Origin of the sequence: Microbacterium sp. K41, assembly GCF_004794395.1 — a bacterium.
Classification (GTDB): Bacteria; Actinomycetota; Actinomycetes; order Actinomycetales; family Microbacteriaceae; genus Microbacterium; species Microbacterium sufflavum.
Genome location: NZ_SSDO01000526.1, coordinates 1 through 19,794, shown reverse-complemented (window position 1 = coordinate 19,794; position 19,794 = coordinate 1). Strand labels below are relative to the sequence as shown.

21 protein-coding genes are annotated in these 19,794 nt (G+C 69.6%); 5 read left to right on the top strand and 16 right to left on the bottom strand.

Annotated features, from left to right (window positions below):
- Positions 1-199 precede the first annotated feature (199 nt).
- From DW309_RS18085 to dapA, 7 genes are all read right to left on the bottom strand, one after another.
- Positions 200-424 carry a DUF3046 domain-containing protein gene (locus tag DW309_RS18085; protein WP_136035009.1) on the bottom strand — a complete coding sequence of 75 codons (225 nt, stop codon included), beginning with the start codon at positions 422-424 and terminating at the stop codon, positions 200-202.
- A gap of 18 nt (positions 425-442) precedes the next feature.
- Positions 443-751 (bottom strand): helix-turn-helix domain-containing protein, encoded by a 309-nt coding sequence (locus tag DW309_RS18080; RefSeq protein ID WP_136036724.1) that lies wholly within the window; start codon positions 749-751, stop codon positions 443-445.
- Positions 752-871: 120 nt separating this feature from the next.
- A complete protein-coding gene (locus DW309_RS18075) occupies positions 872-1,360 on the bottom strand; it encodes a CinA family protein (protein WP_240753279.1) in 489 nt (162 codons plus the stop codon).
- Positions 1,361-1,377: 17 nt separating this feature from the next.
- Positions 1,378-1,953: a CDP-diacylglycerol--glycerol-3-phosphate 3-phosphatidyltransferase gene (pgsA, locus tag DW309_RS18070; protein ID WP_136046159.1), complete on the bottom strand. Its 576-nt coding sequence runs from the start codon at positions 1,951-1,953 to the stop codon at positions 1,378-1,380.
- The gene (locus DW309_RS18065) at positions 1,953-4,661 is read right to left on the bottom strand and encodes a DNA translocase FtsK (protein WP_136036721.1); all 2,709 of its coding nucleotides are present in this window, start codon (positions 4,659-4,661) and stop codon (positions 1,953-1,955) included. The genes pgsA and DW309_RS18065 overlap by 1 nt, the downstream gene beginning before the upstream one ends.
- A gap of 67 nt (positions 4,662-4,728) precedes the next feature.
- Entirely contained in the window at positions 4,729-6,405 is a 1,677-nt protein-coding gene (locus tag DW309_RS18060; RefSeq protein ID WP_136035018.1) for a ribonuclease J, read from the bottom strand.
- A gap of 53 nt (positions 6,406-6,458) precedes the next feature.
- The gene (gene dapA, locus DW309_RS18055; RefSeq protein ID WP_136046158.1) at positions 6,459-7,436 is read right to left on the bottom strand and encodes a 4-hydroxy-tetrahydrodipicolinate synthase; all 978 of its coding nucleotides are present in this window, start codon (positions 7,434-7,436) and stop codon (positions 6,459-6,461) included.
- Positions 7,437-7,495: 59 nt separating this feature from the next.
- Here dapA and DW309_RS18050 point away from each other — a divergent pair, with 59 nt between their 5' ends.
- Positions 7,496-8,035: an NUDIX domain-containing protein gene (locus tag DW309_RS18050; RefSeq protein WP_136046157.1), complete on the top strand. Its 540-nt coding sequence runs from the start codon at positions 7,496-7,498 to the stop codon at positions 8,033-8,035.
- A 5-nt stretch (positions 8,036-8,040) separates the two neighbouring features.
- On the opposite strand, the gene DW309_RS18045 is transcribed toward DW309_RS18050, so the two are convergent.
- Genes DW309_RS18045 through DW309_RS18035 form a run of 3 tightly spaced genes read right to left on the bottom strand, consistent with a single transcriptional unit; the run spans position 8,041 to position 10,084 of the window.
- Positions 8,041-8,802: an SDR family NAD(P)-dependent oxidoreductase gene (locus DW309_RS18045; protein WP_136035024.1), complete on the bottom strand. Its 762-nt coding sequence runs from the start codon at positions 8,800-8,802 to the stop codon at positions 8,041-8,043.
- Positions 8,802-9,278, bottom strand: coding sequence for a dihydrofolate reductase (locus tag DW309_RS18040; RefSeq protein WP_136036717.1), 477 nt, complete (start codon positions 9,276-9,278; stop codon positions 8,802-8,804). The genes DW309_RS18045 and DW309_RS18040 overlap by 1 nt, the downstream gene beginning before the upstream one ends.
- Positions 9,275-10,084 carry a thymidylate synthase gene (locus tag DW309_RS18035; RefSeq protein ID WP_136036716.1) on the bottom strand — a complete coding sequence of 270 codons (810 nt, stop codon included), beginning with the start codon at positions 10,082-10,084 and terminating at the stop codon, positions 9,275-9,277. The genes DW309_RS18040 and DW309_RS18035 overlap by 4 nt, the downstream gene beginning before the upstream one ends.
- Before the next feature lie 115 nt (positions 10,085-10,199).
- On the opposite strand from DW309_RS18035, the gene DW309_RS18030 reads away from it, so the two are divergent.
- The 3 genes from DW309_RS18030 to DW309_RS18020 all read left to right on the top strand — a co-directional run bounded on the left by DW309_RS18030 (position 10,200) and on the right by DW309_RS18020 (position 11,665).
- Positions 10,200-10,610, top strand: coding sequence for a thioredoxin family protein (locus DW309_RS18030; protein ID WP_136036715.1), 411 nt, complete (start codon positions 10,200-10,202; stop codon positions 10,608-10,610).
- Between the two features lie 17 nt (positions 10,611-10,627).
- The gene (locus DW309_RS18025) at positions 10,628-11,155 is read left to right on the top strand and encodes a DUF4395 domain-containing protein (RefSeq protein ID WP_136046156.1); all 528 of its coding nucleotides are present in this window, start codon (positions 10,628-10,630) and stop codon (positions 11,153-11,155) included.
- An 84-nt stretch (positions 11,156-11,239) separates the two neighbouring features.
- Positions 11,240-11,665: an OsmC family peroxiredoxin gene (locus tag DW309_RS18020; protein WP_136035033.1), complete on the top strand. Its 426-nt coding sequence runs from the start codon at positions 11,240-11,242 to the stop codon at positions 11,663-11,665.
- Positions 11,666-11,696: 31 nt separating this feature from the next.
- Here DW309_RS18020 and DW309_RS18015 read toward each other — a convergent pair whose 3' ends face one another.
- The 5 genes from DW309_RS18015 to DW309_RS17995 all read right to left on the bottom strand — a co-directional run bounded on the left by DW309_RS18015 (position 11,697) and on the right by DW309_RS17995 (position 17,125).
- Positions 11,697-12,131: a hypothetical protein gene (locus DW309_RS18015; RefSeq protein ID WP_136035035.1), complete on the bottom strand. Its 435-nt coding sequence runs from the start codon at positions 12,129-12,131 to the stop codon at positions 11,697-11,699.
- Positions 12,131-12,871, bottom strand: coding sequence for a 4-hydroxy-tetrahydrodipicolinate reductase (gene dapB, locus DW309_RS18010; protein WP_136046155.1), 741 nt, complete (start codon positions 12,869-12,871; stop codon positions 12,131-12,133). Before dapB ends, DW309_RS18015 begins: the two co-directional genes overlap by 1 nt.
- 56 nt (positions 12,872-12,927) lie before the next feature.
- Positions 12,928-13,530, bottom strand: a complete 603-nt coding sequence (locus DW309_RS18005) for a histidine phosphatase family protein (protein ID WP_136035039.1) — start codon at positions 13,528-13,530, stop codon at positions 12,928-12,930.
- A gap of 73 nt (positions 13,531-13,603) precedes the next feature.
- Positions 13,604-14,632, bottom strand: a complete 1,029-nt coding sequence (locus DW309_RS18000; RefSeq protein ID WP_136035041.1) for an aldo/keto reductase — start codon at positions 14,630-14,632, stop codon at positions 13,604-13,606.
- A 216-nt stretch (positions 14,633-14,848) separates the two neighbouring features.
- On the bottom strand, positions 14,849-17,125 hold the full coding sequence (locus DW309_RS17995) for a polyribonucleotide nucleotidyltransferase (protein WP_136046154.1): 2,277 nt from the start codon (positions 17,123-17,125) through the stop codon (positions 14,849-14,851).
- Positions 17,126-17,487: 362 nt separating this feature from the next.
- On the opposite strand from DW309_RS17995, the gene DW309_RS17990 reads away from it, so the two are divergent.
- Positions 17,488-18,798 carry a UDP-glucose dehydrogenase family protein gene (locus DW309_RS17990; RefSeq protein WP_136046153.1) on the top strand — a complete coding sequence of 437 codons (1,311 nt, stop codon included), beginning with the start codon at positions 17,488-17,490 and terminating at the stop codon, positions 18,796-18,798.
- A gap of 15 nt (positions 18,799-18,813) precedes the next feature.
- Here the strand turns inward: DW309_RS17990 and DW309_RS17985 are convergent.
- On the bottom strand, positions 18,814-19,794 hold a 981-nt coding region (locus tag DW309_RS17985), incomplete at its 5' end, for an SGNH/GDSL hydrolase family protein (protein WP_136046152.1).

The following is a 19,794-nucleotide window of genomic DNA, read 5'->3' as shown; positions in this document are numbered from 1 at the left end:
ACAAGGCGTGTGGCTTCTTCAGCCTGGTCCTCACGCTAGGACGAGCCACCGACATTGCATCGGCCCACCCGAGGTCTGTGATGATCCAGGCATCGAAACCACTTGTGCAGAAGACTACGCCCGGTTCGAACAGATTTTCGACAACAACGCAACGCGGCGTGTCGGAGTTCCGCACACCCCGGAGAACGAGAGCAGCAACTCAGCGGCTCCGCGGCTCCAGCCGTCCGACGCCGTGCCGCCGAGACAGCGGAACATCCATCTCCTCGCACAGAGCGAGCCAGATCTCCCGGGGCGGCACGCCGTCCGCCAGCGCTTCGCTCGCGGTACGGCCGTTGACCGCCGTCAGACTGAGGTCGTTCACCAGTGACGGCCCTCGCGCCTGGAACTCCGCGTCGACGGCGCGAAGGAATTCGCTACGTCGCATCGTCACCCGGCCGAGTGGTCAGTGCAGCGAGAGCTCGGGCTCGACCGAGGCGACCAGATCGTCGGGAACGACGTCGGGGAAGACCTGGATGCCCTCGAGGACGGAGATGCGATCCCCGACCTCGCGCATGATGGTGGAGATGGGAACGTCGAGGGCCTCCGCGACCGAGGCGAGGATCTCGCTCGACGCCTCCTTCTGTCCGCGTTCGACCTCGCTGAGGTAGCCGAGCGCGACGGACGCCTTGCTTGCGACCTGCCGGAGGGTGCGCCCCTTCTGCAGGCGGAAGTCCCTCAGCACATCGCCGATTTCCTGTCGTACAAGAATCATCGGAACCTCCTCCCCATGTGTTCGATCGAGGTTCCCCTCGAAGAGACAGCCAGTCTAGCCCTCCTGGCCTGCACAGAATCTACCCTTGCACTCTGTGGTTTGAATGTGAGCACATCGGTATCAACCTTCGGCTGTCGGCTCGTATTCCCCGACCGCCTCAGCCAGCATTCGTACCAGCATCGCCACCGACTGCGCGCGCACCGCCGCTCGGTCGCCGTCGAAGACGAACGCCTCCGTGCGAGTGCCCTCCGGAGTGACGACGCCCAGATGGACGGTCCCGACCGGCTGACCGTCCGGCGACTGCGGCCCGGCGATCCCGGTGGTGGAGATACCGACGTCTGCCGACCGTCCGTCGACGGCGACGGCGTGGCGAACCCCCTCGGCCATCTGCCGCGCCACCTCGGGATGGACGGGTCCCTGTGTCGCGAGCAGCTCGGCGTCCACCCCGAGCAGCGAATGCTTGACCGGCGTCGCATACGCGACCACGCCGCCGAGGAGAACGACGGAGGCTCCGGGAACGGCGACCAGCGCCGCGCAGACCGCGCCGCCGGTCAGCGACTCGGCGACCCCGAGCGTCCAGCCGCGCGCGCGCAGGGCGCCCACGACCATCTCAGGGGTGAACGACGTCATGACCGCTGTCGCGAACCGCGTACCTGCGCCACGATGTAGTCGATTCCACTGACCACTGTGAGGACGAGCACGATCAGCATGAGCACGAAGGTGATGGTCGTCCACGGACCGAGACCGATCCACACGTGAAGCGGCAACAACGCCCAGCCGAGGGCCACGCCCTGGAACGCGGTCTTGATCTTGCCCATCCAGGCGGCAGCGACGACATGCTCGCTCGCGACCACCAGACGATGGATCGTGATCCCCCACTCGCGGACGAGGATCACGATCACGATCCACCAGTTGACCTCGCCCAGAATGGCCAGCCCGATGAAGCCGGCCCCCGTGAGGAGCTTGTCGGCGATCGGATCCCACAGCTTCCCGAAGTCGCTCACAATGTCGTAGCGACGCGCGAGATACCCGTCGACCCAGTCGGTCGAGATGGCCACGATGAAGAGGATGCCGGCGATCCAACGCACCACCGGATCCGGGATTCCATAGGTGCCACCGAGGAGCAGGAGAACGAAGAAGACCACCGCGAGCGGGATCCGCGCCACCGTGATCGCGTTGGGGAGCTGCCGGGGAATGGCCATCAGTCGCGTCCCGTCAGGCCCCAGGCGTCTTCATCGCCTTCCGCCTCCACGACCGGAAGCCCGTCGTACTGCCCCGCGATCGGGTCGCGCTCGGGCGACGGAGGTGCGGCGGCCGGTGCGCCGGCGCTCGGAGCGGACGCGGGCACGTCCTCGCCGCGAAGGCGAGCCATGACCTGCGGCAGCTGCTCCGGGGTGGCCAGCACGTCGCGGGCCTTCGACCCCTCCGACGGGCCGACGACCTCACGCGACTCGAGCAGATCCATGAGCCGGCCGGCCTTCGCGAACCCGACACGGAGCTTGCGCTGCAGCATCGACGTGGATCCGAACTGCGACGAGATGATGAGCTCGGCCGCGGCGAGGAGGAGCTCGAGGTCGTCGCCGATGTCCTCGTCGACCTCTTTCTTCTTGCTCGGCTCCATCGCCTCCTGCACATCGGCGCGGTACTCCGGTCGAGCCTGACGCGTGACGTGCTTGACGACGGCGTCGATCTCCTTCTCGTCCACCCACGCACCCTGCAGGCGGAAGGGCTTCGACGAGCCCATCGGCGAGAAGAGCGCGTCTCCCTGACCGATCAGCTTGTCGGCGCCGGGGCTGTCGAGGATCACGCGGCTGTCGGTGACGCTCGTGACCGCGAACGCGAGCCGGGACGGCACGTTGGCCTTGATGAGACCGGTGACGACGTCGACGCTCGGACGCTGCGTGGCGAGGACGAGGTGGATCCCGGAGGCACGGGCCAGCTGGGTGATGCGGACGATCGAATCCTCGACGTCACGCGGCGCGACCATCATGAGGTCGGCGAGCTCATCCACCACGACGAGGAGATACGGATAGGGCTTGAGCACCCGCTCGCTGCCCACCGGCACCTCGACCTCCCCGGCGCGGACCGCCCGGTTGAAGTCGTCGATGTGACGGAAGCCGAACGACGCGAGGTCGTCGTAGCGCATGTCCATCTCCTTCACGACCCACTGCAGCGCCTCAGCCGCCTTCTTGGGGTTCGTGATGATGGGGGTGATGAGGTGCGGCACCCCGGCATAGCTCGTGAGCTCCACGCGCTTCGGGTCGATCAGCACCATGCGCACATCCGCCGGGCGAGCGCGCATCAGCAGACTCGTGATCATCGAGTTCACGAAGCTCGATTTACCCGAGCCGGTGGAGCCGGCCACGAGGAGATGCGGCATCTTGGCGAGGTTCGCGACGACGAAGTTGCCGCCCACGTCCTTGCCGACGCCGATCGTGAGCGGGTGAGTGCTCTTCTGCGCTGCGGCGGAACGCAGCACGTCGCCGAGGGCCACCGTCTCCCGGTCGGTGTTCGGGATCTCGATGCCGATCGCGCTCTTGCCAGGGATCGGAGAGAGGATGCGGACGTCGTTCGAGGCGACGGCGTAGGCGAAGTTGTTGCTGAGCTGCAGGATCTTCTCGACCTTGACGCCGTGACCGACCTCGACCTCGTACTGCGTGACCGTCGGGCCGCGGGAGAAGCCGGTGACCTTCGCGTCGACCTTGAACTGGTCGAGGACGCTGGTGATCTGCTCGACGATGCGGTCGTTCGCGTCGGAACGCGCGACCGAGGGCGGCCCCTCGGAGAGCACGCCGGGCGACGGAAGGATGTACGGAGCGACCGGAGCCTGTGGCCCCCGCTCCCCCGGCCCTTCGGTACCGAAGCCGTCGAGCCCGGGGAGCTCGGGCATCTCGCCCGTGTCGGACTCGTCGTCGAGGAGGGCCGTGGTCTGCTGCTCAGCGAGGGAGTCGGCGATGGACCGGACGTCGGAGAGCACCTCAGTGGCTGCCTCCGAAGGATTGGCGACCGTGATCGCCTGGTCGTACGCGGGCGTCGGCTCGTTCGTGGTGAGCAGTGCCGTGATGTCGTCGGAACCGAGCGTCCCCTCGTCCGGATCCTCCTCGCGGCCCGTCTTGTTTCGGCGCCACCAGGGCAGCACGTCGGGATCGTCGACCTTGTCGGCCTCGTCGATCGCCGCCGCGTCCTTCGTCGGCTTCTCCGGGCGCTCCGCGTCGAACATCCACGCGTAGAGGTCGCCGAGACGCGAACCGATGCGGTTCGGCGGAGTCTTGGTCAGGATCAGGATGCTGAGGACGACCAGCAGCGACAGCAGCACGTAGGCGGGGATGTCGGTGAGGTAGGAGACCGGCTGTCCGAGGAGCCAGCCGAGGAGACCGCCCGATTCGCTCAGAGCCGGCATCCCCTGGTTCGGATGGGGCCGCGGTCCGGCCACATGGAAGATCGCCGACAGCGCCAGCACGAACAGGCCGAAGCCGATCCCGATGCGCCCGTTGTCGTGAACGGAGGAGGGGTGCCGGAAGAGCCAGCCGGCCAGGAGGAGCAACAGCACCGGCATGATGAACGCGACCCGGCCGACGAACAGACCGACCGAATAGGCGCTGATGTTCGCCGCGATCTCGTTGCCGATGAAGAACCACTCGTTGACGGCGCCCAGCACCGCCAGGATCACCAGGAAGAACGGGAAGCCGTCGCGACGGTCGTCCTTCTCGAGCGTCTCCGGCCCGAACGCACGGAAGAGACCGCCGACCGCGTGCGCCAGGCCGTTCCAGGCGCGGACGGCGACCGGAGGCTTGTCCGCTTCGTCGACGTACTTCTTGGGTGCAGGCGCCGCCTTGGAAGCCGACTGCCGCTTGGGGCGCGACGACGCGGTCGTCGACGCGCGCTCGGTCTTCGTGGTGCTCCTGGCCATGCTCCCACGCTACGTCCAACAGCCGACATCTCCGCGCAATGACGCGGCTTTCCGCGGCTATCCGGGGTCAGGCCTCGATGACGAGGGGCACGATCATCGGGCGGCGACGGAGCTTCTGGTTGACCCAGCGGCCGATCGTGCGGCGCACGACCTGGGAGAGGGCGTGCGTGTCGCGCACGCCGTTGCCCGAAGCCTCCTTGAGCGCGGCGACGATCTTCGGCGCGACGTCGTCGAAGACCGAGTCGTCCTCCGCCACGCCGCGGGCGTGGATCTCGGGGCCGGAGATGATGCGACCGGTCGCCGCGTCCACCACGACGATGACCGAGATGAACCCCTCCTCGCCCAGGATGCGCCGGTCCTTCAGATCGGCGTCGGTGATCTCGCCCACCGTCGAACCGTCCACATACACGAACCCGAGGTCGAGCTGTCCGCTCACGCGAGCCACGCCGTCCTTGAGGTCGATCACGGTGCCGTTGGAGGCGATGATCGTGTTCTCCTCCGGGATGCCCGTGTCCTGCGCGAGCTTGGCGTTGGCGATCAGGTGGCGGTACTCGCCGTGCACCGGGAGGACGTTCTTCGGCTTGAGGATGTTGTAGCAGTAGAGCAGCTCACCCGCCGCCGCGTGGCCGGACACGTGCACCCGCGCGTTCGCCTTGTGGACCACGTTCGCGCCGAGCTTCGTGAGACCGTCGATCACGCGGTAGACCGCGTTCTCGTTGCCGGGGATGAGGCTCGAGGCGAGGATGACCGTGTCACCCTCGCTCACCTCGATCGCGTGGTCGAGGTTCGCCATGCGGCTGAGCACCGCCATCGGCTCGCCCTGCGACCCCGTCGACATGTAGACGATCTGCTCGTCGGGCAGGTCGCGGGCCTTCTTGAAGTCGATCAGCACGCCCGCGGGCACCTTGAGGTAGCCGAGCTGCTCGGCGATGGTCATGTTGCGCACCATGCTGCGACCGAGGAAGGCGACGCGCCGTCCGTGCGCGTGCGCGGCGTCGATCACCTGCTGCACGCGGTGCACGTGGCTGGAAAAGCTGGCGACGATGACGCGGCGCGGGGCCTTGCCGATGACCTGGTCGAGGACCGGCCCGATCGAGCGCTCGGTGGGGGTGAACCCGGGGACGTCGGCGTTCGTGGAGTCGACGAGGAAGAGGTCGACGCCCTCCTCCCCCAGCCGCGAGAACGCGCGCAGGTCGGTGATGCGGCCGTCCAGCGGCAGCTGATCCATCTTGAAGTCGCCCGTCGCGAGCACCATGCCCGCCGGCGTGCGGATCGCGACGGCGAGTGCGTCGGGGATGGAGTGGTTGACGGCCACGAACTCGAGGTCGAACGGCCCGACCCTCTCCTTCTGCCCCTCCTTGACGGTGAGGGTGAACGCCTTGATCCGGTGCTCCTTGAGCTTCGCCTCGACGAGCGCGAGCGTCAGGCCGGAGCCGATCAGGGGGATGTCGCTCTTCAGGCGCAGCAGGTACGGCACGGCGCCGATGTGGTCCTCGTGCCCGTGCGTGAGCACCACGCCGACGATGTCGTCGAGACGGTCGCGGATGGGCTCGAAGTCGGGCAGGATCAGGTCGACGCCGGGCTGGTGCTCCTCGGGGAACAGCACGCCGCAATCGACGATCAGGATCTTGCCGTCGTACTCGAACACGGTCATGTTGCGGCCGACCTCGCCGAGGCCGCCGACCGGGATGACCCGCAGCGTTCCTTCGTCGAGAGCGGACGGTTCGGCCAGGGGAATGGACATGCTGTCTCCTCAGTCGGACACTTCGCGCGTCCGTTCGTTCATGGGGACGCGACTCAGCGCGTCGTGCCGTGCACCTTCGGCAGGGCGCCGCCCGCGGCCGCGTTGCGGTCGGGACGGAAGTTCGAGAAGTCCGCACCGGGAACCCCGGCGACCAGATCGAGCTCGTCCTCGATCAGCGCGGCCTCCCACTCCTCCGGGCCCACCAGAGGCAGCCGGACGCGCGGGCTCGAGATGCGACCGAGCCCGTGCAGGATGTACTTCGCCGCGACCGTGCCGGGGACGTGCGTCATGACGGCGCGCACCAGAGGCTCGAGGCGCTTGTGCTCGGCGGTGGCGGTGGCGAGGTCGCCCCGGTTCACCGCATCCACGATCGTGCGGTAGGGCGTGGCCGTGATGTTGGCCGTGACCCCGATGAGCCCTGTCGCACCGATCGCGAGATGCGGCAGGACGTTCGCGTCATCGCCCGAGAAGTACATCAGGTCGGTCTGGTTGAGCACGCGGCTCACCTCGGAGAAGTCTCCCTTGGCGTCCTTCACGGCGAGGATGTTCGGGTGCTTCGCGAGGCGGAGGATCGTCTCGTACTTGATCGGAACGCCCGTACGACCGGGGATGTCGTACAGGATGACCGGAAGGTCCGTGGCGTCCGCGACGAGGCGGAAGTGCGTCAGGATGCCGGCCTGCGTCGGCTTGTTGTAGTACGGCGTGACGATCATGATGCCGTCGGCACCGGCCTTCTCGCTGGCCTTGTAGAGCTCGATCGCGTGCGCGGTCTCGTTCGATCCACCGCCGGTGATGATCTTGGCGCGGCCGGCGGAGACCGACTTGCCGACCTCGACCAGCTTCAGCTTCTCGGGGTCCGTCAGGGTCGAGGTCTCGCCGGTCGTTCCCGTCACCACGATGCCGTCCGCTCCCGCGGTGATCACGCCATCGATGTGCTTCTCGACGGCGGGCCAGTCGACTTCGCCGTCGGCCGTCATCGGAGTGACGAGCGCGACGAGAACCTGTCCGAAAGGGTTGCCCGAGTGCGTCATGACACCAGCGTATCGGGTCACGTGGCGCGGCCGCGGACCGTGCCGCCTAGGCTCACGCCATGGGATGGATCACGCACGCGTCGCGCCTCGCCTACGAGAACCCCTGGATCCGCGTACGCGAGGACCAGGTCACCGGTCCGAGCGGCCGAGGGATCTACGGCGTGGTCGAGATGCAGCACCCCGCCGTGTTCGTGGTCGCGGTCGACGCCGACGACCGCGTGTGCCTCGTCACCCTCGACCGCTACACCGTGGGGCCGTCGCTCGAGATCCCCGCGGGCGGCACCGACGGCGAGGAGCCGGTCGTTGCCGCGCGCCGCGAGTTCCTCGAGGAAACCGGTCACACAGCCGACGACTGGACCGAGCTCGGCACCATGAACGCCCTCAACGGGATCGCCGTCGCGACGGAGCACGTGTTCCTGGCACGCGCGATCCGTCGTGTGGACGAAGCAACCGGCACCCGGGCCGAGGAGGGCATCGAGTCGGTCTCGTGGGTGCCGTTCGCGGACACCCTCGCGATGATCGCGGACGGACGGATCACCGATGGAGAGACCATCGCCGCCCTCGCCCTGGCCAGCATCCGGCTCGGACGCTTCGGCTGAGACCGTCAGACGCGCCCGCGCCGCGCCACGGCGGAGGTCAGCGACTGCGGGAGCACTCGGGCGACCGCGACCACGACCTTGTAGCGGAGCGATGGGATGGACACGGGCTTCCCACGGGCGGCATCACGAAGACCGGTGCGCACCACCGACGGGGCGTCGAGCCACAGGAGACCCGGAACCCCCTCCTGCCCCACCGCGAGGCCCATGCGCTCGTGGAAGGACGTGTGCGTGAAGCCGGGGCAGAGCGCCGTGACCGTCACGCCGTCGCGCGCGTACTCCGCGTTCGCCCAGCGGCTGAAGCCGATCAGCCACGCCTTGCATGCCGAGTACGTCGACCGGGAGATGAACCCGGCGACCGACGCGACGTTGATGATGCGTCCTCCGCGGCCGCGCATGCTCTGGAGTGCGGCGTGCATGAGGCGCATCGATGCCTCCACGTGGACACGCAGGTGCCGCACCTCGTCGTCGATGTCGTTGTCCGCGAACTGCAACGGCAGTCCGAAGCCGGCGTTGTTCACGAGCAGATCGACCGGATCGGACGTGTCCCGCAGGCGCTCGGCGACGCGCGAGACGCCCTCCTCCTCCGACAGGTCGGCGACGAGCACCTCGACCGCGACGCCATACTCGCTGCGCAGCTCCGCCGCGAGGGCCTCGAGCGCGTCGGCCGAGCGGGCGACCAGGATGAGGTCTCCCCGACGTCGGGCGAGCTGACGCGCGAACTCCGCGCCGAGGCCGGCGCTGGCTCCCGTGATGAGCGCGGTGGGCATCAGCGCTCGTACCCCAGGAAGCGATACCGCACGCCCGTGCGCGAGGTCTGCCACTCCCCCTCGTCCACGAGCCGCCACCCCGTCGTCGGAGGCGCGAACGCGTCGCCGTCGACGTCGAGGTCGATCTCGGTCACCTCGAGCCTGTCGGCGTCGCCGATCACCTGGCGGAAGATCTCCGCCCCGCCGATGATCCACACCCTGTCGCGGCCGCGCACGGCCTCGGCCACGGTCGCGGCACGGGAGGCCCCGTCCGCCGCCCAGTCCTGCTGGCGCGTGACGACGAGGTTGTCGCGCCCGGGGAGCGGCCGGAACCGCTCGGGCAGCGAATCCCAGGTCTTGCGCCCCATGATCACGGGCGCTCCGTGCGTGATCTCCTTGAAGTGCGCCAGATCTTCGGGAACGTGCCACGGCATGCCGCCCTCGGCGCCGATCACCCCACCGTGGGCCTGCGCCCAGATCAGCCCGACCCAGGTCATACCGCCACCGCCGCCCTGATTGGCGCGTGGTGCTGATAGTCCTCCACCACGAAGTCCTCGTAGCGATAGTCGAAGATCGATTCCGGGGTGCGGGCGAAGCGCAGCGTCGGATACGGGAAGGGCTCCCTCGTCAGCTGCTCGCGCACCTGGTCGACGTGGTTGTCGTACACGTGGCAGTCGCCGCCCGTCCAGACGAAGTCGCCCGGTTCCAGCCCGACCTGCTGCGCGATCATCATCGTCAGCAGGGCATAGGACGCGATGTTGAAGGGCACGCCGAGGAACATGTCGGCGCTGCGCTGGTACAGCTGGCAGGAGAGCTTGCCGTCGGCCACGTAGAACTGGAAGAGGGCGTGACACGGCGCGAGAGCCATGTCCGGGATGGCGGCGGGGTTCCACGCCGACACGATCAGGCGTCGCGAGTCCGGGGTGCGACGGATCTGCTCGATCACCTCGGACAGCTGGTCGATGCTGCCCCCGTCCGGGGTGGGCCACGAACGCCATTGCACGCCGTACACGGGTCCGAGGTCACCCTCCGCGTCCGCCCATTCGTCCCAGATCGTCACGCCGTTCTCCTGTAGCCAGCCGACGTTGGAGTCGCCGCGGAGGAACCAGAGCAGCTCGTAGGCGATCGACTTGAAGTGCACGCGCTTGGTCGTGATCAGCGGGAAGCCCTGGGAGAGGTCGAACCGGATCTGACGGCCGAAGACGCTGGTGGTCCCGGTGCCGGTGCGATCGCTCTTGTGCGTCCCCGTCTCGAGGACGTCGCGGAGCAGGTCTTCGTACGGGGTCGGGACGGGGGCGCTCATGGGAGTCAGGATACCCGGCCCGCTCGCCCCGAGGGCGGATCTGCGCTGTGCCGCCGGGGCGTCATCCGCGGAAACATGCGGGCCCGCATGACTCGCGCGCGCTTAGTCTCGACGCATGTCGCCCGTGCTCGCCCTCGCCGTCGTGGCGGTGCTGCTCGGCGCCGCGGTCGTCGCGGGCGCCGTGCTGCGCCACCGCGAGGGCGCTCAGCGCCGCGCCGGAGTCGTCCGGTTCGATCCTGCCGACGCGGGGACTCCACTCGGGCAACGCGCGACACTCGTGCAGTTCAGCACCGAGCTGTGCGCGAAGTGCCCACAGGTCCGTCGACTCCTGGGCAGCTACGCCGCGGAACAGGACGGACTGCGCCACGTCGAGATCGACCTCACCACGCGTCCCGACCTCGCCAGCCGCTACCGCGTGCTGCAGACCCCGACCACCCTCGTGGTGGACGGCAGTGGCGAGGTCGTCGCCCGTTTCCACGGCGTGCCGCAGCGGCACGCCCTCACTGACGCCGTCGCTGCGGCGTGACCACACCCGGAGGTCTCATGTCCGCTCCCGCCGGCATCGACCCGCGAGGACCACGGTTCGCCGCGACGATCACCAGCGTCCTGCTGCTCATCGCCACGTTCCTGGCGCTGACCGGCGTCTCCACCCACCGGACCGAGCCCGCGGGCGACTGGGCGATCGTCGCCGCCTCACCCCTCGAGCGACTGACCGACCCCGGCTGCCTGCTCGCGCTCGTGATCGCGCTGCTCTTCCTCTGGAGCGTCGTGTCACCGCCGACCGCGCCATGGGGTGCGCTGTTCCGCAGCGTCGTCCGCCCGCGCCTCGCGCCACCCTCCGAGCTGGAGGACCCGCGACCTCCACGGTTCGCGCAGGGGGTCGGACTCGTCGTGGTCGGTGCCGGCCTCGTCCTGCACCTCGCGGGAGTCCCCTGGGCGCTGCCGGTCGCCACCGGTGCGGCCTTCGTCGCTGCGTTCCTGAACGCCGCCTTCTCGTTCTGCCTGGGCTGCCAGCTCTACCTGATCCTCCAGCGCACCGGCCTGCTCGGACGGAACACGAGGCCCGCCTGACCCGGTTCCCCGGGGACCGGCGGCTCGATAGGCTGGCCCGGAGTGCCGCTGCTCACCCCGCAGCGCGAGAACCGGAGGACCCCCATGCCCGTCACCAGTGAAGCCGCCGCCACGTGGACCGGATCGCTCACCGAGGGATCGGGGACGGTCGCGTTCTCGTCGTCGCACCTCGGCACCTTCCCGCTTGACTGGAAGGCCCGCAGCGAAGGCAGCGACACCACCACCACTCCGGAGGAGCTGATCGCCGCAGCCCACGCCTCGTGCTTCAGCATGGCGCTGTCGCACGCACTCGCCGAGAACGGCACACCCCCGGAGCGCGTCAACACCAGTGCCTCCGTCACGTTCAAGCCCGGGGTCGGCATCACCGGCAGCCACCTCAACGTCAACGCGGTCGTGCCCGGCCTGACCCCGGCCGCGTTCCAGGAGATCGCCGAGGGCGCCAAGACCGGCTGCCCGGTGTCGCAGGCGCTCGCCGGAATCGACATCACGCTCGAGGCCACTCTCGCCTGATCGTCCAGGCGGCGGGCATCCGACGTCGGAATCAGGCGCGGAAGAGCCTGATCGCCTCGCGGATGCTCGCCCTCGCATCCTTGCGTCGTCCGGCGGCGTCCTGCACCACGCCGAGACGGTAGCGGGCGCGCCAGTCGCTCGGAGCGGCCGCCGCGGCCTCGGTGTAGCGGGCGATAAGAGGATCCGCGTCCGCCCGGGCCAGGCGGCCGCTGGGCGTGAGCTCGGTCTCTACGGGCGGCATGCCCCCCTCGGCATCGAGGATCCGACCGAGCCGGTCGGCCCCGAATCCGAACAGCATCTCCCTGACCAGCGCCCAGGCTCCGAGCGGGGCGAGCACGAGGAGCGTGATGCCCATGCCGATCGACACCGGGGTGCCGACGGAGATGAACATCACCGCCAGCCACACCGCCACCGCCAGGTAGACCAGGAGCGCCGCCGCCATCAGGCCGACGCCGATCCGCGACATCACGAGCGCAGACCGAGGTCGATCATGTTCTCCAGCCCGACGACCACTCCGGTCGCCGACGCGGCATACGGCACGGCGAGCCGGATGCCCGGGGCGTACGCGAGGGCCGAGTCGGTGGTGTCGTGCGTCAAGGTGAGCGACTCGCCAGGGCCCGACAGGATCACCTCCTGCTTCGCGATCACGCCGGGACGGCGGAGGGAATGGATCGGGACGCTTGCGACCTGCTGGCCGCGGGCCCGCTGATCCGCGTGCGGCGCACTGACCGGACCCTGCTCTGCCCGGGCCGCGGCGATCAGCTCGGCCGTGCGGACCGCCGTGCCGCTGGGCGAATCGATCTTCGTCTCGCGGTGCGCCTCGATGATCTCCGCCGATCCGAAGAACGGTGCCGCAGCGGCGGCCAGCGCCGAGCCGAGCACGGATCCCAGCGAGAAGTTCGGGATGAAGACCGCACCCGTCTCCGCCGCGTCGACCAGCGGACGCACCAGAGCGATGCGCTCGGCCGACCAGCCCGACGTCGCCACCAGCACGTTGCTGCCCTGCTCCACCGCGGTGCGCACCACGTCGACGCTGATCTGCGGCGTGGAGGCATCCACCACGAGGTCGGCCCCCTGCAACTCCGACAGATCGCTCGATGAACCGAGGACCCGGGTCACCGCGAAGCCGTCGAGCTCCGCGATCACCGAGCCGATGATCGTCCCGAGCTTTCCGGTTCCGCCGACGAGGGCTACCTTCGTGGTCATGCGTCCAGCCTATGGCCGGGCGAGCGACCGCAGCCGCGGCGCGCTGAGGCGCGCCGTCACACGAGGAGCGCGTCGGGGATCCCGGTGCGCAGCTCCACGGGCAGGTGTCCGGTGTCGTTGTGAGTGAGCAGCGTCCACGGACGCCCCTGCTTCTGCGCGATCACGGTGAGACCGCAGTGCGACTGGTTCAACGTCATCCAGCGCCACTCCGGCGCCGCCAGCACCTCGCGCACGAACCACGAGATCACGAAGTTGTGCGTGATGAGCACCTCGTGCACCTCGCCGGTCTTGCGGACCAGGAACTCGTTGACCGCATCGGACATCTGCGCGCGGCCGGCCTCGATCTCCGCCTCCGTGACGGAGCCGAAGAACGGCTCGAACACCGAGGGCGTCTCCTCCGTCATGCCCGTGGGCACGCAGTCGAACAGGAGCGCCGTCGGCTCGGGATCGACCGACGGAAGACGTCCGGCGATCGCCCTCGCCGTCTCGTTCGCCCGCAGGAGCGGCGAGTGCCAGACCGCATCGAGCGGAAGCCCGGACAGGCGGTCGGCGATCAGCTCCGCCTGCCGCTGGCCGCGCGGCGACAGGGGTCCGTCGGCGAGGCCGTGCTCGGCATCCTGATGTTCACCGTGTCTGACCAGATATATGTAGTGCGTCACAACTCGCTCGCTCGCTTCATCGCCAGCTCCCGCCGGACCTCTCCTCCACCCTATGTCACGGGTGGGCCGACGTTCAGTTGCCCGCGCGGGAGAGCTCGGCCACCTGACTCCGTGACAGTGCCACACCCGCACCCTGCATGAGCTCGTCCACCTGCTCGGCCGCGAACGTGTTCACGATCGGCGCGGTCACCGTGCGCTGCGCCAGGAGCCAGGCGATCGAGACCGCGGCCACGGGCACCCCGAGCTCCTCGGCCACCTGGTCGAGTGCACGGAGGATCTTGATGCCGCGCCGGTTGAGGTGGCCGCGCAGCTGTTCCCCGCGCACGCCGCGCGAGGTGAGCGCCTTGTTGCGGTGACGCCCCGACAAGAAGCCGTGCTCGAGAGCGTGCGAGGGCGTGACCGCGAGGTTCTGCGCTCCGGCCACCAGCCGCAGGTCACCCTCGAACGGCTGACGCCGCACGAGGTTGTACGGCGCGTCGATGACCGTGATGCGGGGGTATCCGGCCGAGGCCAGGATGCGCGCTTCCACGAGTCGCTCCGGGCTCAGTCCGTAGGCACCGACGGCGCCGATCTTGCCGGCCTCCATCAGCCACTCGACCGTCGCGAGCGTGTCTTCCAGGTTGGTCGTCGCATCGAGCGTCGCGTCGAGGTACAGCACATCGATGCGCTCCACGCCCAACCGCGTCAGCGATCCCTCGACGGCGCGGACGAGGTTGACCGAGCCGAGTCCGGGGTTGTCGGCGTGAGCGCCGATGCGGACGCTCAACACGACCCGGTCCCGCTGGTCTCGCGACCGCAGCCACTGTCCGAGGATGTGCTCGCTGCGACCACCGGAGAAGCCATCGGCCGTGTGGATGGCGTTCCCGCCGATCTCGGCGTAGCGGTCCAGGATGCCGTGGCTCGTCTCCAGGTCGACGTTCCACCCGAACTCGGCGGCGCCGAGCATGAGCGGGAAGGTCTCGAAGCCGGTCTCCCCGAGCGGGAGCCGGATGGCCTCGCCGACGCCGGGGCCGACGATGGGGATGGGGGCGGACGGGTGGTCCTCGTGTTCCTGCGCGGCGCGATCAGCCGCTGTTCCTGCGCCTACGCTGAACAACCGCATACTCTCACCCCCGCATCGATCGGTGCGTGCCGACCTGCCTCGCTGCCTGACTAGCACCCCCCGGTGCGTACTTCGAGGGTATGCGACCGCAGCCGACGTCCCGACCAATCCGGGGAACGGCGCGGAAACTTCCGATAACGTTTTGATCACATCGCCGACGACGAAGCCCGGCCCCCTCCTCGCGGAGAGAGCCGGGCTCCAGACGAACGGGCGGAGTTACTCCGCCACGGCCTCGTCCGACGGCGCCTGCTCAGCGGCCGGGGCGTCGTCGAGCACGGGCTCCAGCGAGAGCTTGCCGCGGTCGTCGATCTTCGTGATCTTGACGAGGATCTTCTGACCGACCGAGAGGACGTCTTCGACGTTCTCCACGCGCTTGCCACCGGCGAGCTTGCGCACCTCGGTGACGTGCAGCAGGCCGTCCTTGCCGGGCAGCAGCGAGATGAAGGCGCCGAACGTGGCGATCTTCACGACGGTGCCGAGGAACTGCTCGCCGACCTCCGGGTTGGTGGGGTTGGCGATCGCGTTCACCTGGGCACGGGCGGCCTCGGCCGAGGGGCCGTCGGTCGCGCCGATGTAGACGGTGCCGTCCTCCTCGATGGAGATCTGCGCACCGGTCTCGTCCTGGATCGCGTTGATCGTCTTGCCCTTCGGGCCGATCAGCTCACCGATCTTGTCGACCGGGATCTGCACGCTGATGACGCGCGGCGCGGTGGGCGCCATCTCGTCGGGAGCGTCGATCGCGGCGTTCAGGACGTTGAGGATCGTCAGACGGGCGTCCTTGGCCTGGGTCAGCGCGCCGGCGAGCACCGACGACGGGATGCCGTCGAGCTTCGTGTCGAGCTGGATGGCGGTGACGAACTCGCTCGTACCGGCGACCTTGAAGTCCATGTCGCCGAGCGCGTCCTCCGCACCCAGGATGTCGGTCAGCGCGGCGTAACGGGTCTCTCCGTTCACCTCGTCGGAGACCAGGCCCATCGCGATGCCGGCGACGGGAGCGCGCAGCGGCACACCCGCGTTCAGCAGCGAGAGGGTCGAGGCGCACACGGAGCCCATCGAGGTCGAGCCGTTGGAGCTCAGCGCCTCGGACACCTGACGGATCGCGTACGGGAACTCCTCGCGGCTCGGCAGCACCGGCACGAGGGCGCGCTCGGCGAGGAAGCCGTGCCCGATCTCGCGACGCTTCGGCGAACCCACGCGGCCGGTCTCACCGGTCGAGTAGGGCGGGAAGTTGTAGTGGTGCATGTAGCGCTTGCTGGTCGTGGGCGACAGCGAGTCGATCTGCTGCTCCATCTTGAGCATGTTCAGCGTGGTGACACCCATGATCTGGGTCTCGCCGCGCTGGAAGATCGCAGAGCCGTGCACGCGCGGGATGACCTGCACCTCGGCGTCGAGCGGGCGGATGTCCGCCAGCCCGCGGCCGTCGATGCGGGTGCCCTCGGTGAGGATGCGCCCGCGGACGATCTTCTTCGTGACCGACTTGTACGCGGCGGAGAACTCCAGCGGGGCCGCGGCCGGGAGCGAGCCCGCCTCGGTGGCCTCGATGAGCTCGGCCTTGACGCGCTCCTTGATGGCGTCGTCGGCGTTCTGGCGCTCGGTCTTGTCGGCGATCTGGTAGACGTCGCTCAGCTCGGCGAACGCGCGCTCGGACACGAAATCGTAGACCTCATCGCTGTAGGCCGGGAAGACCGGGTAGACGCCCGGCTCCTTCGACGCCGTGGCGGCGAGCTCGGCCTGTGCCTTCACGAGCTGGGCGATGAACGGCTTCGAGGCCTCGAGGCCCTGGGCCACGACGCTCTCGTCGGGCTTGGTGGCGCCCGCCTTGATCAGGTTCCAGCTGCCCTCGGTCGCCTCGGCCTCGACCATCATGATCGCGACGTCTTCGGAGCCGTCGGCCTTGGTGACAACGCGACCGGCGACGATCAGGTCGAACACGGCCTCCGACACCTGCTCGGCCGTCGGGAACGCGACCCACTGGTCGGCGTGCTCGCCGTGGCCGGGGATGAACGCGAGGCGCACGCCGGCGACGGGGCCGGAGAACGGCAGGCCCGAGATCTGGGTCGACGCGGACGCGGCGTTGATCGCCAGCGCGTCGTAGAACTCGCCCGGCGCGATCGAGAGGACCGTGATGACGATCTGGACCTCGTTGCGCAGGCCGTCGACGAACGACGGACGCAGCGGACGGTCGATCAGACGGCAGACCAGGATCGCCTCCGTGGAGGGACGACCCTCACGACGGAAGAACGAGCCGGGGATCTTGCCGGCGGCGTAGGACCGCTCCTCGACGTCGACCGTCAGCGGGAAGAAGTCGAAGCCCTCGCGCGGGTGCTTGCCCGCGCTGGTGGCCGAGAGGAGCATGGTCTCGCCGTCGAGGTAGGCGGCGACAGCGCCCTGAGCCTGCTGCGCGAGGCGGCCGGTCTCGAAGCGGATGGTGCGGGTGCCGAAGCGGCCGTTGTCGAGAACGGCCTCGGTGGCGGTGATTTCAGGACCTTCCAAGAGGTCTCTCCTTCTTTGTTTAGCCTCGCGGGCCCGTGTGACGCGCGAGGTGTTCATGAAGGAGCGGATGCGGTGGGGTTCGGGCGCGCGGGCATTCCCCGAGTCTCGCCTGCGCTGGCCACCAGTAGAAAGCCACCCGACGACCGCGCCGAGGAACCCACCACAGGGGACCAGCTTCTCCGCCGATCGCTCCATGAGTCGATGTGAAGTTGTACAGTCGACCGCAGTCAACCGCATCCACCCTACCAGCGACGTCCTCGGATCCCGCGTGCTCTCGCCGTCGAAAGTGTCGACACCCGCCGGTCATGGTGTGTTCACCCTCCCGTCGACCGTGCGTCCAGGGCGTCGGCTCTGCTGGGGCCATGCGCATGTCAGTGATCGGATGCGGGTACCTCGGGGCCGTGCACGCCGCGGCCATGGCATCCCTCGGACACGAGGTGATCGGCGTCGACGTCGACGAGGGCCGCGTGGCTGCGCTCTCCCGCGGGCAGGCCCCGTTCTTCGAGCCGCAGTTGGACGACCTCCTCGCGTCGGGTCGGGCGAGAGGGCGCCTCCGCTTCGGCACCCGCATCGAGGACGCGGCAGGCGCGACCGTGCACTTCCTCGCCGTCGGCACGCCGCAGCAGCCGCACGGCCCGGCCGCCGACCTGCGCTTCGTGGACGCCGCCGTCGACGCGCTGCTCCCCTACCTGCGCCCCGGCGACGTGGTGGCGGGCAAGTCCACGGTTCCCGTCGGCACCGCCGCGCGTCTCGCCGGACTCGTGCACGACCGCGGAGCGACGCTGGCGTGGAACCCCGAGTTCCTCCGGGAGGGCTGGGCCGTGCACGACACCCTGACCCCCGATCGGATCGTGGTGGGGGCGGACAGCGGGGCAGCCGGCGAGCGCGCCGTCGCGGTCCTGCGCGACGTGTACCGTGCCGCGATCGAGGCGGGAATCCCCTTCCTCGCGACCGACCTCGCCACCGCCGAGCTGGTGAAGGGAGCGGCCAACGCCTTCCTCGCCACCAAGATCTCGTTCATCAATGCCATGGCCGAGATCGCCGAGGCCGCGGACGCCGACATCGCCCTGCTCGCGGAGGCGCTCGGCCACGACACGCGCATCGGGCCACGCTACCTCGGCTCCGGCATCGGATTCGGCGGCGGCTGCCTGCCCAAGGACATCCGGGCGTTCGCGGCGCGCGCGGAGGAGCTCGGTCGGCGCGAGGCCGTGGGCTTCCTGCACGAGGTGGACGCGATCAACCTCCGCCGCAGAGACCGCGCGGTGCAGCTCGTGGTCGACGCCCTCGCCGGACGGGTGTTCGGCCGCCGGATCGCGGTGCTCGGTGCCGCGTTCAAACCCTTCAGCGACGACGTGCGCGACTCCCCTGCGCTCGATGTCGCCGTGCGCCTGCGCGGCCTCGGCGCCGACGTCGTGGTCACCGACCCCGCGGCGATCGACAACGCCAGGGCCCTGCACCCGCAGCTGGGATACACGAGCGACCGGGACGAGGCCCTCCGCGGGGCCGACGCCGTGGTGGTCGTGACGGAGTGGGACGAGTACCGGCGGGCGCTCTTCCCCGCACATGCGGGGTCGCTCGTGCGCGGACGAGTCGTGGTCGACGGCCGCAACTGCCTCGACGCCGCGGCGTGGCGTGCGGCCGGTTGGACGTACCGCGGCATGGGTCGTCGCTGAGCGCCACCCCCGCGCTCAGCCCACCGGCGCGCCGCGCTCGACGGACGAGCGACCGAGGTAGACGTAGTCGTCGTGCTTGGCGCGGCGGCCGTCACCCGCGGCCCTCCCGTGCAGGCGACGCCATACCCACGGCAGCGCGTACCGCCGCCACCACGCACCGGCTCCGATCGACTCGTGCTCGTGCAGCACGGCGTCGAGCGCGCCGAGGGCCTCGGCGTGGGGAACCCCGAGCACCTCGCCGACGCGATAGGCGAGGAACCGGTGCCCGCGACTGCTGAGGTGCACGAGATCCTCCCCCCAGTGCGGTCGCTCCGCGAGCGCGGGGTGCAGGTCGGTGTCGATCAGGATGGCGCCGGTCCGCGCGGCCACCCCGGCGAGCGCGGTCGCGAAAGCTGCGAAGCGTCGCGCGTACAGGGCTGCCGCGCGTCGTCCGGGGAGGAAGGGCGTCACCAGCACGACCTCGGCGCCGCCGGCGCGCAGTCGCACGATCGCGCCCTCGACCTGTGCCGCGAGCGTCGGCACGGGGGCACGGTACTTCACCAGGTCGTTCGCGCCCACGAGGATCGAGACCAGGTCGGGTCGGAGCTCCAGCGCGCGCTCGAGCTGCTCCCCGCAGACGTCCTGCACGCGCTTCGACCGGATGGCGAGGTTGGCGTAATGCAACCCGCCCCGCGCTGCGAGCAGCAGCGCCAGTCGGTCGGCCCAGCCCCGCAGCGCCCCATCCGCGCCCGGGTCGCACAGTCCCTCCGTCAGCGAGTCGCCCAGCGCGACGTATCTGCGCCAGCGCGCCGCCGGCACGGGTGGCGTGGGCTCGGGCCGCACGAGCCGACGGGCACGCGCCGCCGCGTCCGTCCTGTGCAGCTCCTCGGCCTCCGCGAAGTGCCCGAGGAGCTGATCCCCGACGGCCGCCCAGCTGCGCGCCTGGACGCTCTCGTGACCGGCGCGGCCGAACGCGCGCCGCGTGTGCGCATCGGCCGCGAGCTCGCCCACGCGCCG

Coding starts and splice junctions, on each gene's coding strand:
- DW309_RS18085 (WP_136035009.1), bottom strand. CDS start 424: ATGCGACGTAGCGAATTCCTTCGCGCCGTCGACGCGGAGTTCCAGGCG.
- DW309_RS18080 (WP_136036724.1), bottom strand. CDS start 751: ATGATTCTTGTACGACAGGAAATCGGCGATGTGCTGAGGGACTTCCGC.
- DW309_RS18075 (WP_240753279.1), bottom strand. CDS start 1,360: ATGGTCGTGGGCGCCCTGCGCGCGCGCGGCTGGACGCTCGGGGTCGCC.
- pgsA (WP_136046159.1), bottom strand. CDS start 1,953: ATGGCCATTCCCCGGCAGCTCCCCAACGCGATCACGGTGGCGCGGATC.
- DW309_RS18065 (WP_136036721.1), bottom strand. CDS start 4,661: ATGGCCAGGAGCACCACGAAGACCGAGCGCGCGTCGACGACCGCGTCG.
- DW309_RS18060 (WP_136035018.1), bottom strand. CDS start 6,405: ATGTCCATTCCCCTGGCCGAACCGTCCGCTCTCGACGAAGGAACGCTG.
- dapA (WP_136046158.1), bottom strand. CDS start 7,436: ATGACGCACTCGGGCAACCCTTTCGGACAGGTTCTCGTCGCGCTCGTC.
- DW309_RS18050 (WP_136046157.1), top strand. CDS start 7,496: ATGGGATGGATCACGCACGCGTCGCGCCTCGCCTACGAGAACCCCTGG.
- DW309_RS18045 (WP_136035024.1), bottom strand. CDS start 8,802: ATGCCCACCGCGCTCATCACGGGAGCCAGCGCCGGCCTCGGCGCGGAG.
- DW309_RS18040 (WP_136036717.1), bottom strand. CDS start 9,278: ATGACCTGGGTCGGGCTGATCTGGGCGCAGGCCCACGGTGGGGTGATC.
- DW309_RS18035 (WP_136036716.1), bottom strand. CDS start 10,084: ATGAGCGCCCCCGTCCCGACCCCGTACGAAGACCTGCTCCGCGACGTC.
- DW309_RS18030 (WP_136036715.1), top strand. CDS start 10,200: ATGTCGCCCGTGCTCGCCCTCGCCGTCGTGGCGGTGCTGCTCGGCGCC.
- DW309_RS18025 (WP_136046156.1), top strand. CDS start 10,628: ATGTCCGCTCCCGCCGGCATCGACCCGCGAGGACCACGGTTCGCCGCG.
- DW309_RS18020 (WP_136035033.1), top strand. CDS start 11,240: ATGCCCGTCACCAGTGAAGCCGCCGCCACGTGGACCGGATCGCTCACC.
- DW309_RS18015 (WP_136035035.1), bottom strand. CDS start 12,131: ATGTCGCGGATCGGCGTCGGCCTGATGGCGGCGGCGCTCCTGGTCTAC.
- dapB (WP_136046155.1), bottom strand. CDS start 12,871: ATGACCACGAAGGTAGCCCTCGTCGGCGGAACCGGAAAGCTCGGGACG.
- DW309_RS18000 (WP_136035041.1), bottom strand. CDS start 14,632: ATGCGGTTGTTCAGCGTAGGCGCAGGAACAGCGGCTGATCGCGCCGCG.
- DW309_RS17990 (WP_136046153.1), top strand. CDS start 17,488: ATGCGCATGTCAGTGATCGGATGCGGGTACCTCGGGGCCGTGCACGCC.